The 16,019-nt window shown below is 66.7% G+C and carries 15 protein-coding genes; 9 read left to right on the top strand and 6 right to left on the bottom strand.

Annotated features, from left to right (window positions below; all coding sequences use genetic code 11):
- Positions 1 to 122: 122 nt before the first annotated feature.
- The 5 genes from BES08_RS22125 to BES08_RS22105 are packed head-to-tail and all read left to right on the top strand — an operon-like array spanning position 123 to position 3,976.
- A complete protein-coding gene (locus BES08_RS22125; RefSeq protein ID WP_036527011.1) occupies positions 123 to 1,286 on the top strand; it encodes an LLM class flavin-dependent oxidoreductase in 1,164 nt (387 codons plus the stop codon).
- An 8-nt stretch (positions 1,287 to 1,294) separates the two neighbouring features.
- The gene (locus BES08_RS22120; protein WP_036527013.1) at positions 1,295 to 1,879 is read left to right on the top strand and encodes a cupin domain-containing protein; all 585 of its coding nucleotides are present in this window, start codon (positions 1,295 to 1,297) and stop codon (positions 1,877 to 1,879) included.
- Positions 1,880 to 1,904: 25 nt separating this feature from the next.
- Complete coding sequence (locus BES08_RS22115) at positions 1,905 to 2,306, top strand: DUF1330 domain-containing protein (RefSeq protein WP_268957468.1); 402 nt, start codon at positions 1,905 to 1,907, stop codon at positions 2,304 to 2,306.
- A 12-nt stretch (positions 2,307 to 2,318) separates the two neighbouring features.
- Complete coding sequence (locus BES08_RS22110) at positions 2,319 to 2,726, top strand: c-type cytochrome (protein WP_155986309.1); 408 nt, start codon at positions 2,319 to 2,321, stop codon at positions 2,724 to 2,726.
- Complete coding sequence (locus BES08_RS22105) at positions 2,723 to 3,976, top strand: MFS transporter (RefSeq protein WP_051586942.1); 1,254 nt, start codon at positions 2,723 to 2,725, stop codon at positions 3,974 to 3,976. The genes BES08_RS22110 and BES08_RS22105 overlap by 4 nt, the downstream gene beginning before the upstream one ends.
- Here BES08_RS22105 and BES08_RS22100 read toward each other — a convergent pair.
- On the bottom strand, positions 3,962 to 4,861 hold the full coding sequence (locus BES08_RS22100) for a LytTR family DNA-binding domain-containing protein (protein WP_081799074.1): 900 nt from the start codon (positions 4,859 to 4,861) through the stop codon (positions 3,962 to 3,964). The two genes, BES08_RS22105 and BES08_RS22100, sit on opposite strands and share 15 nt — an antisense overlap.
- A gap of 230 nt (positions 4,862 to 5,091) precedes the next feature.
- Here BES08_RS22100 and BES08_RS22095 point away from each other — a divergent pair, with 230 nt between their 5' ends.
- Both BES08_RS22095 and BES08_RS22090 read left to right on the top strand, forming a co-directional pair.
- Positions 5,092 to 6,549: a flavin monoamine oxidase family protein gene (locus tag BES08_RS22095; protein ID WP_155986311.1), complete on the top strand. Its 1,458-nt coding sequence runs from the start codon at positions 5,092 to 5,094 to the stop codon at positions 6,547 to 6,549.
- Between the two features lie 126 nt (positions 6,550 to 6,675).
- Positions 6,676 to 8,868 carry a TonB-dependent receptor gene (locus BES08_RS22090; RefSeq protein WP_069709456.1) on the top strand — a complete coding sequence of 731 codons (2,193 nt, stop codon included), beginning with the start codon at positions 6,676 to 6,678 and terminating at the stop codon, positions 8,866 to 8,868.
- Between the two features lie 189 nt (positions 8,869 to 9,057).
- Here BES08_RS22090 and BES08_RS22085 read toward each other — a convergent pair whose 3' ends face one another.
- The 5 genes from BES08_RS22085 to BES08_RS22065 form a co-directional block, all read right to left on the bottom strand.
- Positions 9,058 to 10,062: a zinc-binding dehydrogenase gene (locus BES08_RS22085; RefSeq protein ID WP_036527031.1), complete on the bottom strand. Its 1,005-nt coding sequence runs from the start codon at positions 10,060 to 10,062 to the stop codon at positions 9,058 to 9,060.
- Positions 10,062 to 11,681, bottom strand: a complete 1,620-nt coding sequence (locus BES08_RS22080) for an FAD-binding oxidoreductase (protein ID WP_051586948.1) — start codon at positions 11,679 to 11,681, stop codon at positions 10,062 to 10,064. The genes BES08_RS22085 and BES08_RS22080 overlap by 1 nt, the downstream gene beginning before the upstream one ends.
- A gap of 88 nt (positions 11,682 to 11,769) precedes the next feature.
- Positions 11,770 to 13,170, bottom strand: a complete 1,401-nt coding sequence (locus BES08_RS22075) for an FAD-dependent oxidoreductase (protein ID WP_231958326.1) — start codon at positions 13,168 to 13,170, stop codon at positions 11,770 to 11,772.
- Positions 13,167 to 13,526: a hypothetical protein gene (locus BES08_RS22070; RefSeq protein ID WP_036527036.1), complete on the bottom strand. Its 360-nt coding sequence runs from the start codon at positions 13,524 to 13,526 to the stop codon at positions 13,167 to 13,169. Before BES08_RS22070 ends, BES08_RS22075 begins: the two co-directional genes overlap by 4 nt.
- Positions 13,526 to 14,737, bottom strand: coding sequence for a class I SAM-dependent methyltransferase (locus BES08_RS22065; protein WP_069709455.1), 1,212 nt, complete (start codon positions 14,735 to 14,737; stop codon positions 13,526 to 13,528). The genes BES08_RS22070 and BES08_RS22065 overlap by 1 nt, the downstream gene beginning before the upstream one ends.
- A gap of 78 nt (positions 14,738 to 14,815) precedes the next feature.
- On the opposite strand from BES08_RS22065, the gene BES08_RS22060 reads away from it, so the two are divergent.
- The gene (locus BES08_RS22060; RefSeq protein WP_036527040.1) at positions 14,816 to 15,124 is read left to right on the top strand and encodes a RedY/HapK family protein; all 309 of its coding nucleotides are present in this window, start codon (positions 14,816 to 14,818) and stop codon (positions 15,122 to 15,124) included.
- Positions 15,121 to 15,945, top strand: a complete 825-nt coding sequence (locus BES08_RS22055) for an SDR family NAD(P)-dependent oxidoreductase (RefSeq protein ID WP_036527041.1) — start codon at positions 15,121 to 15,123, stop codon at positions 15,943 to 15,945. The genes BES08_RS22060 and BES08_RS22055 overlap by 4 nt, the downstream gene beginning before the upstream one ends.
- Positions 15,946 to 16,019: the final 74 nt, after the last annotated feature.

Genomic DNA, 16,019 nt, shown 5'->3' with positions numbered 1-16,019 from the left:
TGGATTATCCGCCCTGCGAGGGGATGGCACGGCATGGGTTCACCCACCTTGCGGCCGCGCCCAGTGTGACCGGTGCCGAAACAGGGCGCCGCTGCCGCGCACCGCCCTTACGGAGCCGTCCCATGTCGCTAGAAATCCTTGGAGTCCTGCTCCACCGCAACGCATCGGAGATCAGCCGCGGCGGCGGTCCCGCGTTCGACGTCGACATGATCGAGAAGATGGCCCGCGCCTTCGACGAGAACGACTTCGACCGCGTCCTGATCCTGCAGAACTCCTTCGCGCCCGATCCTTTCGCGATCGCCAACTATGCGGCGGCAGTGACGGAAAAGCTGGCCTTCATGGTCGCCCACCGCCCCGGATTCATCGCGCCGACCATGGCCGCGCGGATGTTCGCGACGCTCGACAACCTCAGCGGCGGCCGCGCCGGGGTCCACGTCATCACCGGCGCCAACGACACCGAACTGGAGTGCGACGGAGACTTCCACACCAAGGAAGAACGCTACCACCGCAGCGCCGAATACGTCGAAATCATGCGCAAGGTGTGGTCCAGCGGCACCCCGGTGGACCATAACGGCACCTACTACCGGTTCAACAAAGCCTTGTCGGAACTCAAGCCAGTGGGCGGCGGCGCGATCCCGGTGTACTGGGGCGGGTCCTCCCCGCTCGCGCTGGAGAAGGGCGCCGAGGTCGCCGACGTCTATGCCATCGGTGGCCTCAAGCCGCTCGACCAGATGGCGAGCACCGTCGCGCAGATCCGCGATGCCTGGGCGCGTACCGGCCGCCCTGTCCGCATCCAGACTTCGGTGCGCGTGATCGTCGGCGAGACTGAGGACGCCGCGTGGAGGGCCGCCGCCGACGTCGTCGAGGCGCTGCGCGAAACCGCGCTCGAACAGCAGCGCAAGATCGCCGGCAGCGACGAGGCGCTGAGCACCGGCATGCGGCTCGATCCCAAGCTGGCCACCACTAAGGGCGGTTCGGGCCGCGAGGAACTTGAGGCGATCGCGGGCGGCAAGGACCTGCTCGACAAGCGGCTGTGGACCGGGATCACCAAGGCGTCAGTCAGCTTCTCGACGCCGATGCTGCCGCCCGCGCTGGTGGGCACCGCCGAGCAGGTCGCCGATGCGATGATGGACTATTACGCGATGGGCATCACCGGCTTCCTGATGCGCGGCTTCGATCTCTACGGCGACATCGCCCTGCATGGCCGGGACCTGATCCCCACGCTGCGCCGCCTAGCCGCCGAGCACGACGCCCGCGTCGGCCTCTCCGAAACCCAGCCCGTCTGAGGACCGTCATGAAGCGCTTCATCCCCATCCTTGCAGCAGCGTTCCTCTCGGGCGCCTGTTCCGCCGCCGACCGCCCCGCCCCCACACCGTCGCCGGTCTCGCCGCTATCGCCGGGGGCCGAGGCGTTCCGCGTGCTTCACATGTACGGCGGCGACGACGGCGAATCTCACCTCGAGATCAAGGACCTGCCGCGCACCGGCGGCGTCCCCGGCAAGAGCGTCCAGACCCGCCTCTACGCCACCGACGTGGAGATCGGCGACGCGCTGCCCGGAGACTTCATCGATTATCACGGCGTATCGACGCCGCGCTTCCTGATCGTCCTGTCGGGCCAGCTGGAAGTCGGCTTCGGCGACGGATCGAAGCACGTACTGTCCAAAGGCGACATCGTGCTCGCCGACGACGTGACCGGGCGCGGCCACACCTCGCGCACAATCGGCACCGAGCCGGTGCGCATCCTCACGGTGCGGTTGCCCAAAGAAAACAGCTTCCAGCCCAAGCTCAATCCGTGCCCTGAAGGCGTACCTGCCGAGCAGTGCGTCAGCGCCCGCCTCACCGGCCGGCAAACGGGCGCGCCGCCCTCCGACAAGAAGTAACCCACACCAAAGCTAAGGAATCGACGTGGCAGCATATATCGTAGCAACCGTGGTCATCACCGACGCCGAGAAGTTCGGCGCCTACGTCAAGGCCATCGCCGGTCTCAGCGAAAAGCACGGCGGCGAATACCTCGTGCGCGGCAAGGTGAGCGAAGTGCTCGAAGGCGACGTCAATCCCGACGAGCGCGTGGTCGTCTCGCGCTTCGAGACCGAGGAAGCCGCCCTCGCCTATGCCAAGAGCCCGGAATACAAGGCCGGTGCCGAGAAATTCGCCTGCAGCGAATTTTCAAACGGAAACCGCGAAGGCCGTCCGCATCGCGGGCGGCCTTCGCATTTGGTTCATCGGCAGGCGGATAGAATATCGGCGAACCATCCGACCCACACAGTGATCAGCTATATGGATCATGCGCGGGTAGTGATTTTATGAGGTACACGAGAGATGAAAGCGCTTCGCGGCCTGGCCGCAACTCTTCCGCTTACAGGTCTGGCCATGACCATGAGCCTGTTCGTGGCCGTAGCCCCCGCCTCGGCCCAGACGGCGAATGCACAGGCGGGCAAGCGCCTGTTCATGCGCTGCCAGGCCTGCCACTCGACGGCAGCGGGCCAGCCCAACAAGGTCGGCCCCAACCTTAACGGTTTCATCGGCAAGAAGGCTGCGAGCCGCCCCGGCTTCCGCTATTCGCCTGCTCTGACCAAGAGCAGCGTCAAGTGGGACGACAAGTCGCTCAACGCCTGGCTTGAACGGCCGAGCAAGCTGGTTCCCGGCACCACCATGGCTTTCCCCGGCATCGCCAAGCCGGAAGATCGCGCCGCCCTGATCGCCTGGCTCAAGACCGCGACGAAGTGAGCGAGGCGGTGAGGCCGGCGGCCGACGCCCGCGACGGCGAATTCGCCCGGGGATGGAAGATCGTGCTGGCCGCCACCCTTGGTGTCGGCCTCGGCCTTTCCCCCATGCCGGTCTACACCCTGGGGATGCTGGCCCCCCAGCTTTCAGCCGCCTTCGGGTGGTCGATCGCGGAGGTCATGGGCGTCATGTCCGTCACGACCCTCACCGTCGTGCTTTCCGCGCCGCTGACCGGGGCGCTCACCAACCGGTTCGGCGCGCGAGGCGTCGCGCTGTGCTCTGTGGTATTGTTCGGCCTCGGCGTGCTGTCGCTGGCGTTGTCCTCCGGGTCGATCCTCGGCTTCTACCTCACCTGGGGCTTCATCGCGCTGGGCGGCGCGGGAACGCTGCCGATCACCTGGACCCGCCTCGTCAACGAGCACTTCCAGCGCAACAAGGGCCTTGCCCTCGGCCTTGCCATGATGGGCTCGGGGCTGTTCGGCATCTTCGCCAAGCCCTATGTGCGCTGGCTGATCGAACAGTGGGGCTGGCGCGGCGCCTTCGTCGGGCTCGGCCTGCTGCCGCTGGTGCTGGCCCTGCCCGCCGCCTTCATCTGGTTCCGCGCGCCCAAATCCCGCGTGGATGAACCCGCCGCCGCCCCCGTCCCGATGGGCGGCATGACGACCGCGCAGGCGGTGCGCGACTGGCGCTTCTGGCTGCTGGCCGTGGCGCTGGTGCCGATCTCCTTCGCGCTCGGCGGTGCGGTCCCCAACATGGAAGGCATCCTGCGCGCCGGGAAGCTGGATAGCGGCACGATCGCCTCGCTCACGCCGCTCATCGGCCTGTCCGCGATCATCGGACGGCTCGTCGGCGGCTGGCTGCTCGACCGCTTCTGGGCGCCGATGATCGGCACCATCCTGCTCGCGCTGCCCGGCCTGTCCTACTGGAGCCTCATGGGCGGGACCATCGACCCGCAGGCGGCAGGCATCTCGATCTTCCTGATCGGCTTCGCGCTGGGCATCGAGTACGATTTCATCGCCTTCATCGTCGCCCGCTATTTCGGGATGAAGCACTACGGCACGATCTATGGCTGGCTCTACATCCCCTTCGCGATCGGCGCCGGGTTCGCCGCGCCGGTGTTCGGGCACGATTTCGACGTCAACGGCAGCTATGTCCTGTCACTGAGCTGTTCGGCGATAGCCTTGCTGACCTGCGCCGGTGCGCTACTCCTGCTCGGCCCCTACCGCACGTTCGAGGCGTCAGAACGCCCCTGAAGGAACGAGCCCTGATGGTGCAGCCTGCAGGAAGCCTGCCTGCTGCACCGTCTGGCGAAACGACCGGCTGACCGGCACTTCCAGCCCGTCCCGCAGCACCAGCCGGGGTGCGCCTGCACTGCCTGCCACCCGGACCACCGCGCCCGAGGCTACCCAGAAGCTGCGGTGGACCTGCAGGCCCCTCCCGCCCAGTTCGCTGACCGCCTGCGACAGGCGATAGAGGATCAGCGCATTGCCCGCGCTGGTGTGGACGCGCAGGTAATGCTGCTCGGCCGAGAGCGCGAGCACTTCGCCGCGCAGGGTCACCGGCACTTTCGTCATGAACGGCAGCACGCTCTCGACGCTGCTGGGTGCGTGGCCTGTCTCGATGCTCGGCCGGTAGCCGTAGCAGGGCATCTTCCAGAAGTGGAAGAGCATCAGGTTGATCAGCGGCCACTCGATATAGCCGTAGATGTGCGTCTTGAAGAACAGCACCGCATCCAGCCGGATCTGCGGCATCGGACGCGTCATCGGCAAGTCCGGGAACATGCCGAGATAGGCGTGAACCCATAGCTTGAGCGCCATGTCGGACGGCAGCGAAGCCACCACCACCCCGACCATCAGCGTCGCCCAGAGCGGCATCCCCGCGCCGCGCAGCGGCCTCGCCAGCGCGCGGGTAACGATGTCGTTCGCCCACCAGCCGCACATCGACAGGCCGATCCAGAACGCGATCGCATGTTCCTTGGGCCAGGCGACCGTGCGCCCCGCTTGAGGCCATCCGGCGACGAAGCCGAGGAACACCGGCACCCCGATGAAGTGGACGCAGAGCTGGCGCGGATTGAGGCCGAGCAGCAGCGGCTCGTCCGAAAGCCAGAAACCCCTCGTGAACATGCGGTGACCTGCCATGCCGAATCCCCGTATCGCTGCCTCACTGCAGAAACGGCCGATCCCGTGGATTTGCGGGCCTCGACTCCGTTCGTGCAACACGAATGACGTTCGTGAAGGCCCGTCCGCGCATCAATGGCGTTCAGGAATTTTGATCGCCTGCCGGGAACGCTTGATTGCACGGCGCCCGCCCGGCCGATCACCCTGCCTGCCAGAACACCGTCCCATGACACTGGCCAGGGAGGCCCCCTTTGACACGCGAACTTTCCCGTCGGACCCTGCTCGCCACCGGCATGGTGGCTGCGGCCGCCGCCTACTTGCCCCGCATGGCCTTCGCCGCCGAGAAGACCGACGTGGTGGTCATCGGCGCCGGTCTCGCCGGGCTCAATGCGGCGCTGCTACTCGCCGAAAATGGCTGCCGTGTGACGGTGCTCGAAGCCGGGAGGCGCATCGGCGGCCGCGTCTTCACCTCGACCGAGATCGAAGGCCATCCCGAGCACGGCGCATCACAGATCGGCCGTTCCTACGCCCGCGTCCTCGACCGCTGCGAGGCGCTGGGGGTGAAGCTGGCACAAGGCTCCAACATCTACGACAACTATGCGATCTCCCTCGACGGGCAGTTGATCCGACCGGGACAGTGGGAGAACCACCCGCTGAACAGGACGATCGGCGCGGAGCGCGGCGTCGTGCCTTTCGCGCTCGGCAGCTACTACCTCGCCAAGACCTACCCGTGGAACACGATGGACGGCTGGGCCTCACCCGAGGCTCTGGCGAACTACGACGTTTCCGAGGCCGACTACCTGCGCCGCGTGGGCGCATCGCCCGCCGCGCTCGACCTCGTCGCGCGCGGCTATGGCGACGGCGATCTCGATGCGATTTCCGCGCTGACGCTCATGCAGGAAATGGGCCGCGCCAAGTTCGAGGGGAACGGCGTGCCGACCTCGGCCAAGCAGGACCGGTTCCAGCAGGCCTCGTTCCTGTCCTACCGCATCCTCGGCGGGTCCTCGCGCCTGGCCGACGCCATGGCCGATGCCCTCAAGGGCGCGGTGCTGACCGGCAAGCAGGTCACCGCCATCGACATGACGGACACCGGCGCGACGGTCACGTGCGGCGACGGCTCCAGCTACAAGGCGGACTACGTGGTCTCTGCCCTGCCCTTCACCGCACTGCGCAAGGTCGCGGTCACGCCTGCGCTCACCGGCGGGCAGGCGGACGCAGTCAAGCTCATGCCCTACAGCGGCCAGAACCAGGTCTGGCTGCGCGTCAAGGCGCCTTACTGGGAGCAGGACGGCATCGAGGGCTCGATGTGGACCGACGGCCCGGTCAGCCTGCTGCGCCAGTCGATCGCGCCCGACGGCTCGCGCGACAGCGCCGTCGCCATCACCAGCGGCGTCAAGGGCGACGCGCTCGACCGCATCCCGGCCAAGGAGCGCGGCGAATATGTCCTCTCCGAACTGGCGCGGATGCGGCCCTCGACCAAGGGCAAGCTGGAAGTGCTCGGCGTCTTCTCGTGGAAGCTCGACCCGCTGATCCACGGCTGCCGCCACGGCTATCATCCGGGCCAGATGAAGGCCTTCCGCCCGACAATGGCCCAGCAGCACGCCCGGATGCACTTCGCGGGCGAGCATACGCGCCTGATGGAAGTGGGCATGGAATCGGCGATGGAAACCGGAGAGCGCGCCGCGCTCGAAATCCTCGACCGCATCTGAAGCCGACCGACAGACCGAATTTCCGACCGTCCGCAAGGGCGGCGGAAAGACACACGCGCCGGGCGCCAGAACCCGGCCAGAAAACGACGCAGACGGAACAAGGTTCAGCACCAAGGGGGAAGTACCATGATGAATGCCAGGATCCTGCTAGCCGCAGGAGTATCGCTCGCCGCGCTCGTCCCAGGCGCGGCCCATGCGCAAGTCGAGGACATCGTCGTCACCGCGCGCAAGGAAAAGGAAACGCTGCAGGAGGTGCCGATCTCGGTCGCCGCCTTCGACCAGGACATGATCGCACGCTACGATATCTCCGACCTCGAGGACATCGCCAAGCGCACGCCGAACTTTACCTTCTCCAACAACCTCGGCATGTTCGGCGGTGTCCCGGTGATCCGCGGCATCGGCGCGCCGCGCACCGGCAGCAACGCCTCGGTCGGCCTGTTCATCGACGGCGTCGACACCGGCAACGCGGGCGGCATCAGCCTGCAGTCCTTCGACGTCGAGCGCATCGAAGTCGTTCGCGGCCCGCAGAGCACCCAGTTCGGGCGCGGCGTGCTGGCGGGCGCGATCAACTACGTCTCGCGCCGCCCCAACCTCGACAAGATCGAGGCCGAGTTCGGCGGCGAGATCGCGGAATACGGCCTATACCGCGTGGAAAGCCGCGTCAGCGGCCCGGTCGCGGATGGCCTGGCGTTCTCGCTCGCCGCGCAGCGCCGCAGCTTCGACGGCTTCTATGACGATGCCAATACCGGCGACGACATGGGCAATTCGGACAGCACCGCCGTGATCGGCGGCATCCGCGCCCAGTTCGGTGCCGAGAAGCAGGCCGAACTCTACGTCCGCCTCGCCTACAGCGACGAACACATCGGCCAGCCCGCCTGGCATCAGGTGGCGACCAACACCCAGACCGGCACGCTCGCCAGCCAGCGCTGGTATGTCGGCACGCTGAAGGGCGATCCCGACAAGCTGGGCAGCAACGCCGCCGATTACGGCAACATCGACCTCAAGTATTACCGCGCCGCCGCGCACTTCAACTACGACTTCGGCGGCGCCGCATTCTCGTCGATCTCCGCCTACAACCGCAGCCATCAGCTTCAGGACGTGGACTCCGACTTCACCGCCAATCCCGACCTGATTTCGGGCTCGACTCTGCTCGGCAACTTCCGCAGCGCGCTGGACGTCCATGTCGAGGATTTCAGCCAGGAACTGCGCCTGCAGTCATCGGGCACCGGTCCGTTCAAGTGGCTGATCGGCGGCTACTTCCGCAAAGAAAACTACTCCAGCGACGACTACTCCCCGACCGCCGCGCAAGGCTCGTCCAGTGTGCTGGCCCCGACGCCCAACGTGCTCACGCGCGATACGAAGACCTACGGCGTGTTCGGCTCGCTCAGCTACGAGATCACGCCCGGGCTGACGGTGTCGCAGGAGCTGCGCTATTCGCAGGACAAGATCTTCGAAACCTCTCAGCCGCGCGCGGCGACGACCGCAGGTTCCTTCGGCGCGACGTTCAGGAACTGGCTGCCGCGCACCATCGTCGAATGGCAGGCGACGCCCGACCACATGCTCTACGCCAGCGTCGCCAAGGGCAACAAGCCGGGTGGCTTCAACAACGCGGCGGGCACCGGCTTCAGCGCCGTGCCGGACGAATACATCGCCTATGATGAAGAGCAGATGTGGAGCTACGAAGCGGGCTTCAAGACCGCCTGGTTCGATCGCAAGCTGACCTTCAACGCCTCGGTCTTCCACCTCGAATGGTCGGACATCCAGGTCAACTCGCAAGTCACCGTCAACGGCTATCCGGTGGGCATCACGCTCAACGGCGGCAAGGCGCGCGGCACCGGCGCCGAGATGGACTTCCACTTCCAGCCGAACCCCGGCTGGGAAGTCTACGGCGGCCTCGGCTACGCGCCGATCCGCATCCTCGACTACGTGGATACCCGCGTGCGCAATGCCGGGATCACGACCGACGGCAAGGACCAGCTCGCGGGCAGTCCCGACTGGACCGGCAATGCGGGCGTGATCCACAACATCGAACTGGAGGACGTGGGCACCCTGTTCCTGCAGGGCGACGTCAGCTACCGCAGCACCACGTACGCCACCGAGGCGAACCTGGCGGAGACCGGCTCGAAGACCACGGTGGACGTACAGGTCGGCCTGCGCCGCCCCGGCATCCGCGCCTCGCTCTATGTGAACAACCTGCTGGACGACAAGGCGGTGCAATCCGCCCGCGCATACGTGAACCCGACCAATTACGCGCGCAGCTTCATCGTGCAGCTGCCCAACCGCCGACAGGTCGGCCTGCGGCTATCGCTGAAGTACTGAGAAGGATCACCCGGATCGGCCGAGCGCCGGTCCGGGAAAGCCGGGTCGATCGGCCCTCTAGGAGAGATACCCGCGTCTCGCGAGGAAAGGTCGGCCCGGCCCCTGCTCGTCATTGCGAGCGTAGCGAAGCAATCCAGAGCGATTTGATACTGCCCTGGATTGCTTCGCTACGCTCGCAATGACGAAGTGCTATCGCAAGTCCACGATGACCTTGCCCATCGAGCGGCCCGAAAGCAGGCGCTCCACGGCATCGAACACGCCGGGGAGGCCGAGGAAGCGCTCCTCGTCGAAGCACACCTTCAGCTTGCCCTCGTTGTAAAGCGCGAACACGTCTTCGCGCGCGGGCGGCCAGAACTCGGCCAGCAGTCCGTTCATGAAGCCGCGCACCGAAGCCCCCTTGTAGTAGAGCTTGTGCGCGATGCGCGGGGCGGTGACGATCTCCGGCCTCCCTTCGAGGTCAGAGGCCGCGCCGCCGACGACCACGCGCCCATGCGGCGCCACGTTGTCGAGGAAGGCGTCGAAGATTTCGCCCGAAACCGTGTCGATCGCCACGTCCAGCCGATTGGGATATTCGCGCGCCAGCACTTCCGGCACCGACTCCGAACGATAGTCGATCACCCGCGCCGCGCCGAGGCTGCGCGCGAAGTCCGACTTCACCGGCCCGCCGCAGACCGCGACCACCTCGCAGCCCTTGAGCGCCGCAAGCTGGACGATCAGGTGGCCGAGACCGCCCGCAGCGGCGGAAATCGCGACGACTTCGCCCGGCTTCGCCTGCCCCACATGGAACAGCGCCATCCACGCCGACACGCCGGTGGAGGCGAGCGCCAGCCATTCGGGGCTGTCATCCGCCACTTTCACGAAGTGGCCCTGCGGCGCGATGTTGTACTGGCGATAACCGCCGGGAAAGCGCGTGGTCACTACAGCGTCGCCGGGGGCGAAGTCGGTCACGCCCTCGCCCACTGCCTCGACCACGCCCAGCGCCTCCACGCCGGTCAGAGTCGGCAGGCCGATCTTCACGTAGTCCACCGCGTTGCGGGCAATTTGCGTATCGAAGATACCGTTCACGCCCGCGTACCGATTGCGCACACGCAATTCGCCCGGCGCCGGATCGCGCAAGTCGAGGTCGACGATGCGCGCCGCCTCGCGGAAACTCTCGCCGAACTGCGCGAGCTGGACCGCCTGATAGGTCGCCATCAGGCCCGGCCTTCCGGGAAGCCCAGCACGCCGGGGTTGAACAGGCCCTTGGGGTCAAGGTGCGCCTTGAGATTGTCGAGCAGCGCGGTGAACGCCGGATCGCGGCTCTCGCGGTAGGGGTAGGTGCGGCCGATCTGGAAGTGCCCGGTGCCGTAGCGCGCGCAGATTTCGACCACCCCCTTGCGCAGGAACTTCACCGCCTCGGTCGCCGCAGGATTCTCCGGCCGCTGTGTCAGGCGCGCGACGTGCGAGGCTTCCATCGACTGTTCGTGAATCGGGCGCCAGCCGGTCGGCCAGAAGAACACCGGCTCGATGATCAGCGCGTTGCTGGCCATCGCCGTGAACAGGAAGCCGGTGTGGATCTCGTGCTCGGTGAAGAGCGCGGCGTTCTCGGCGTAGAACTTCTGGATTTCGGTGAAGATCTGCGGCGCGGTGGACAGTGGGCAGACGCCGTGCACCGGAATCCACGCCTCTCCCGTCGGGCCGACCATCGAGTTCAGCGGCGGGAACGGGTTGGCGCGGATGATCTTCGCGATCGAGTTCTCGATCTCCGTGCCCTCGAACTGGCGGGCGATGCGGCGCGCCTCGGCCATGTCGAACGCCACCGCGTCCTTCGAGCGCCCCTCGGCGATGACGTGGAGCGGATAGTCGCCCTTGGGAATGAAATTGCGCCCGCCGAGCGCCACCTTGGCGGCCGAGAGCAGGCCCTTGCCCAGCGACTTCTCCTTGCCGATCACCGCGCCCAGCGTCTTCACGTCCGACAGCAGCGACATGCGCTTCATGCGCACTTCGGTAAGGCCGGGGTCGAAGGCGCACATCTCGCAAGCGATGCCCGCCCGCGTCATCTCGCCCATAGCTTCCAGCAGCTTCTCGCCGCTGGGGAAGGAGAACGAGGCGTAATCCTCATGCGCGGGCGCGGTGATAAGGCGGAAGGTGACTTCGGCCTTGATGCCCAGCGTGCCGCAATCGCCGCAGAAGATACCCGCCAGATCGGGGCCGAAGTGGCGGTAGAACGGGTGCTCGCCGCCTTGGCCGCGCGCACCGGTGCGGATCACCTCGCCGGTGCCGGTGACGACGGTGAGCGCGACGACGCTCTCGCTGCTGGTGCCGTACTGGCTGGCGCCGAACATCGCGTTGAGCTGCGAAAGCCCGCCGCCGATGGTCGAGATCAGGCCCGACATCGGCCCCCAGAACGGCGTGCGCAGCCCTTCCTTCGCCAGCGCCTCGTTCAGCTGAATCCAGCTGACGCCCGCCTGCACCGTCACCGTCATGTCGCCGCGATTGACCTCGATCACGCGGTTCATCCGCAGCGTGTCGATCGATACGGTGCGGTCGTTGGCGGGGATATAGGACGAAGTGTAGCTCATCCCTGCACCGCGCGGCGCGGCCGAGCAGCCCGCATCGCCGATGACCTTGACGACCTCGGCCAGTTCCTCGGTGGTGGCCGGAGCGACGATCAGCGCGACGACGTCGTCCGCGCGCGACCAGACGTCCTCGCTGTGCAGCTTGCGCTTCGCCTCGTCGATAGTGACGTTGTCGGCCCCGACGATGGCGGCGAGGCGTTCGGCCAGTGCCGAGGTTGCGGTCGGTTCGGAAAGCGTTGCGCTCAGCGGGTCCATCATCGTGCTCCGGTGACTAATCGTGATTTACTGCTGTCAGGTTGGATTGATCACGCAAAGTGCCGCAGGACGACCCTCCGCTCTGCGATCATCGGCCCGCTGCGATCGCTGCTGCGCCCTCCCCGGACAGCCTGCCGAGGGTCACCGCGGTGCACAGGCCCATCGCCGGGAGGTAGCCCCAGGACGACGGCCCCGAGACGCTTCGCGCCGCGCCGCCGCCCGCGAAAAGGTTGGGCAAAGCCGAGCCGTCCTCGCGCAGAACCCGCGCATTACGGTCGATCTGCAAGCCCCCCTGCGTATGATAGATCGCGCCGACGACCTTGAACGCACCCAGCGCGCCCGAGGGCGGAAGCTCGTCCCCCCACACGCGGCCCTGTGCGTCCGGACGCCCTTCGACCTGCGCCTGACGGGCCTCTTCGAGCGAGGCGGCCAGCGCCTGCGGATCGACGCCGATGCGCTGCGCCAGAGCCTCTACACTCTCCCCGCGCCGGGCGGCGTTGAGTTCGGTCAGCGCCTTGGTGTCAGGCTGGTAGGCGTTGCGGCGCTCGATCTCTTCGTCGAAAATCACCCAGACGTGGCCGCCGGGCTGCGCCATGACGGGGTGGACCATCCCGGCGATGTCCTCCTTCTCGTCCACGAAGCGCAAGCCGTTGATATTGACCAGGATCGCGCCGTCGATGACAAATCCGGGAGGCACGCTGATACCTTGCGGCTCGGTCAGCATGGCGTAACCTTGGAAGGCACCCAAGTCGCCCATAGCGGCACCTAGCGATTCCCCAAAGCGGATACCGTCCCCCCGGCTGCCCTCGTGACCGTTGTTCCGCGCATCAGCCATCTCGGGTATGTACTGGCGCAGCATTGCGTGGTTTCCGGCGAAGCCGCCGCTGGCGATGACGAGCGCCTTGCACCCCACCCGCTCGCGCTCACCGCCGGGCCGTTCGATCTCGACGCCGAGGACGCGGCCCTCGTCGTCGGCGATCACGTCGACCACTTTGGCCGGGTTGAGCACCATCACCCCGGCGTCGGCGACCTTCTGGTGCAGCAGTTCCAGCAGGTCCTGCCCGGCATGGCCCGGCCAGCCGTGGACGCGCATCCGGGTGTTGCCGTAGGCCGGACGGAAGCCGGTATCGAGTTCGAGCGGAACGCCGTGGCTCCCGACCAGCCAGTCCAGCGTCGGGCCGGAGCCATAGGCCAATGCATGCGCGATCTCGGGGTCGGTCTGGCCTTTCGTCTTGGCGAGAATGTCGGCGAAGAAAGTGTCGCCGTCATCCTGCTCGCCCGCTGCGGCCTGCTGCTTCGTGCCGGCCGCGCAGAACACGCCCATCGACATGCCGGTGGTGCCCATCGGCCGCGCATCGGCTTCGACGAGGAGCACTTCAGCGCCCGCATCGCTGGCCGCCAGCGCAGCGGTGACCCCGCAGGCGCCGCCGCCCATCACGAGGACGTCGACGGTGAATTCGAACTCCCTGTCGCTCACGATAGCCGTCACGATGCTGCGCCAACCTCTACCGCCACGTCTTCCGAGGCGATGTCGTCCGGGCGGCCGACCGCCTCGTTCTCCTGCTGCACGATGCGCAGGATGCGGGCGATGTATTCCTGGTTCCACAGCGCACGCTCGGTGGCGGCGGCGCGGTCGGGCACGAAGGCGTCGATCTCGCCTTGCGAGAGCACGCCCTTCTCCAGCAGCAGCCGTTCGAGCGTGTCGGTGCGCTGGCGGCTTACCGCCAGTTCCTGAGCGATGGACATAGTGATGGCGAGGACACGCTCGACTTTGGCGTCGAGGAAATAGGGGCGCTTGCCGGCAGGCTTGGCGCCCGCGCCGCGCAGGGCATCGGCGATGGACATCAGACGGTTGCTCCGATCACGTGCCAGGCCGCCTTGCGGCCGTAATCTTCCTTGTCGTCGTCGGCGGCGTCGGGGAACAGGTCGCGGTCGACCACTGCCGTCACCCCGCCGTGGATCAACTGGTCACGCGCGAACCCGGCCGCGATCATCTCGGCGTCGAGGTCCATTTCGTGCATCCGGCTCCAGAACGGCTCGTTGTTGTAGTAGGCGTCCCAGTCGCGCATGGCCTGCTCGAACAGGGGCATCTCGGGCGCGTACTGCGGCTGCTCGACGTGCAGGACGATGCCGCCCGGCTTCAGCAGGCGGCGCGTCTCGGCCATGATCCGGCGCAGCGATCCGGTGGACAGTTCGTGCAGGAACATCGTCGTCTGGATCCAGTCGAAGCTGGCGTCGGGGAAGATCGAAAGGTCCTCGCCACTCGCCTGCACGAAGCGCACGTTGTCGACGCCGAGCGACTTGGCGCGGCCCAGACCATAACGCAGCACCGGCGCGCCGAGGTCCACGATGGTCATCTCCGCCTCGGGGAAAGCCTGCGCCAGCGGCAGGCTGGAATGGCCCACGGTGCCGCCGATCTCCAGAATCTGCCTGGGCTGGAAGTCCGGCAGGTTGCGCTTCACCCAGCGCGCGACGGCATGGCCGCCGCCGTCCGAATACTTGCCGAGCAACCCGCTGGTGGTGACGAACCCGGCGTGATCGTAGTTCGCGCCATTGGTCACGTCGCCGGGGAAGTATTCGGTGTGATAACTGCCCGGCATGCAGTGATGATCCACCGCCGAGACATAACGCGGCTGCTGCAAGGCCGGATCGAGCTTGAGCCGATCGTCGCCCTCGGTCAGTTCGCGGGCCTTCTCGGCCAGTTGCTCGGACTGGCGCAGCGCGGTCCAGCGACCGGCCTGCTGGCGCTGCTCCATCGTCATGCGGCGCATCGCCGACCAGGTCTGGAACGCGGGGTCCGCCAGCAGTGCCTTGCGCGCTTCGTGGCGGTTGGCGATCGGGCGGCCTTCGGCGGCTTCGAACGCAGGCACGACCCGCTTCTCGTAAGCCTGCTTGACGCCGGGCACGACATTGGCCGCCAGGTGGCGATTCATCTGCGCGAGGAAGTTGATCCGCTCGATCTCGTCATGACTGGTCTGCGGAAACAGCGCGTGACGGCCGATGACACGGTAGTCGGGCGGGCCATCGTAATCGGCAGCCGGGTCATTTCTGGACATGGTCAACCCTCGCGTTATATGTCATGCTTCTATATCAAATAACAGGTAGCTTGGCTCACCTCAAGGAGGAGATTACCCGTGACTCGCATCATCGTGCTGCTGAACCTCAAGGCCGGAAAGAGCGTCGCCGATTATGAACGCTGGGCGGAGACTACCGATCTGCCGACCGTGAACGGCCTGAAGTCCGTCTCCAATTTCGAGGTGCTGCGCACGGCGGGCCTGCTGGGCGGCGGCACCGCGCCCTACCAGTACGTCGAGATCATCGACGTGTCCGACATGGACCTGTTCGGCGAGGAAACCTCGACCGAGGCCATGGGCAAGGTCGCCGCCGAGTTCCAGGACTGGGCCGACCCGATCTTCATCATGACCGAGAAGCTGGGCTCATGAGCGGTCGCTTCGACGGCAAGGTCGCGGTCGTAACCGGCTCCGGCCGTGCGGGCGGGCTGGGCGAAGGCATCGCCCGCCGCCTCGCAGCCGAGGGCGCGACCGTGGTGATCTCCGACATCGGCGCCCCGGCCGACGCGGCTACGCCCGGTTCGATGACCGGCTCCAGCGCCGAGATGGACGCCATCGCCGCATCGCTGCCGAAGGCTTCGACCTTCCCCTGCGACGTGCGCAATCCCGAACAGGTCCGCGCGCTGGCCCGCCATGCGGTGGACACCCACGGCTCGCTCGACATCTGGGTGAACAACGCAGGGATCGGCTATATCATGAAGCCGATGATGGAGGTCTCTGCCGACGAATGGCGCGCGGTGATCGACGTCAACCTGACCGGTGCATGGTACGGCCTGCAGGCAGCGGCGGAGATCATGATCGCGCAAGGAAAAGGCGGCCGCGTCGTCAACATCGCCAGCCAGGCGGCGAAGTCCGGGTTCATGCATGCGCAGGCTTACACCGCCTCGAAGCACGGCCTCGTCGGGCTGGTGCGCTCGGCCTCGATCGAGCTAGGCGCGCACGGCATCACCGTCAACAACGTGTGCCCGAACCACGTCACCACCGGGCTCGGCAAGTGGCAGAACGAGCATTTCGCTGAGGTGCAGGGCATCTCGGTGGAGAAATACCTCGCCAACATGGCCGCGCGCATCCCGATGGGCCGTCCCGGCATGCCTGAGGACACCGCCGCCGCCGTGGCGTTCCTGTGCTCAGACGAGGCGATCTACATCACCGGCGAGAGCATGAACGTCTCGGGCGGTGAGGAGCCGCATTGATGATATGAGGCCCTCTTCGCCCGGCGGAGAGGGCTTCCCCCTTGCTCATCTTCCGTTCGTCATTGCGAGCGTAG

Origin of the sequence: Novosphingobium resinovorum (genome assembly GCF_001742225.1) — a bacterium.
GTDB lineage: Bacteria > Pseudomonadota > Alphaproteobacteria > Sphingomonadales > Sphingomonadaceae > Novosphingobium > Novosphingobium resinovorum_A.
The sequence above is the reverse complement of the archived record's forward strand: the minus strand, read 5'-3'. Positions and strand labels throughout refer to the sequence as shown.

What these genes read in the sequence shown, in the direction of transcription:
- BES08_RS22065 (WP_069709455.1), bottom strand. Translation starts at nt 14,737, where the DNA reads ATGTCCAGAAATGACCCGGCTGCCGATTACGATGGCCCGCCCGACTAC.
- BES08_RS22055 (WP_036527041.1), top strand. Translation starts at nt 15,121, where the DNA reads ATGAGCGGTCGCTTCGACGGCAAGGTCGCGGTCGTAACCGGCTCCGGC.
- BES08_RS22090 (WP_069709456.1), top strand. Translation starts at nt 6,676, where the DNA reads ATGATGAATGCCAGGATCCTGCTAGCCGCAGGAGTATCGCTCGCCGCG.
- BES08_RS22120 (WP_036527013.1), top strand. Translation starts at nt 1,295, where the DNA reads ATGAAGCGCTTCATCCCCATCCTTGCAGCAGCGTTCCTCTCGGGCGCC.
- BES08_RS22110 (WP_155986309.1), top strand. Translation starts at nt 2,319, where the DNA reads ATGAAAGCGCTTCGCGGCCTGGCCGCAACTCTTCCGCTTACAGGTCTG.
- BES08_RS22125 (WP_036527011.1), top strand. Translation starts at nt 123, where the DNA reads ATGTCGCTAGAAATCCTTGGAGTCCTGCTCCACCGCAACGCATCGGAG.
- BES08_RS22070 (WP_036527036.1), bottom strand. Translation starts at nt 13,526, where the DNA reads ATGTCCATCGCCGATGCCCTGCGCGGCGCGGGCGCCAAGCCTGCCGGC.
- BES08_RS22100 (WP_081799074.1), bottom strand. Translation starts at nt 4,861, where the DNA reads ATGGCAGGTCACCGCATGTTCACGAGGGGTTTCTGGCTTTCGGACGAG.
- BES08_RS22085 (WP_036527031.1), bottom strand. Translation starts at nt 10,062, where the DNA reads ATGGCGACCTATCAGGCGGTCCAGCTCGCGCAGTTCGGCGAGAGTTTC.
- BES08_RS22080 (WP_051586948.1), bottom strand. Translation starts at nt 11,681, where the DNA reads ATGGACCCGCTGAGCGCAACGCTTTCCGAACCGACCGCAACCTCGGCA.